The 574-nt window shown below is 32.8% G+C and carries 1 protein-coding gene; it reads right to left on the reverse strand.

The genetic code is table 11. The features are described 5' to 3' along the window. On the reverse strand, positions 1–574 hold a 574-nt coding region (locus AC1DJR_RS32835; protein ID WP_477004553.1), incomplete at both ends, for a GerAB/ArcD/ProY family transporter.

Raw genomic sequence — 574 nt, forward strand, 5'->3', positions numbered from 1 at the left:
AAAAATGGCAGTGCAATGTTAAATGGTATGCGAAAAGATTTCTTAGTAATGCAACAAGAAGACCAAATCGTTAAACAAAGGTTAGGTAAAATAATAAGATACCACAAGAAAATAATAATGTACTCAAACCTTTGGATAAAAGGAACCTTAATTATTTTTAGCATCGTTAATGTTGGCCAAATTGTATGATGTAGTTGTCCTTGGCTATAGTACATAAGGGACACGATCGCTAATATTACGTATAGAATGGTTGTAAAAGCAATACCGCTATGTGCCCATTTATTTAAAGATTTTCCTTTTTTAATAAATGGATAAAAGATAAGGATTGCTTCAAAGCCAAGAAATTCTAATGCAGATGCTTTCGCTGAAGTTAGAATGTCTAAAGGTGAATGAGTGAGAATTGGGAAAATGTTACGGACATGTGCGTATTTCATTGGGAAAACTAAGAAAAATAGTACGAAAATCGGTATTAYGACACCCCAAAAACAMATTCCTGTTACAGAGCGAAAGCCRCCTYTAATTACGTAGTAAGTCACAAGTAAAAATAGTAAAGTTAATTTCCACGGTTTAATTG

The sequence above is a fragment of the Bacillus sp. 05T31 genome (assembly GCF_056396725.1).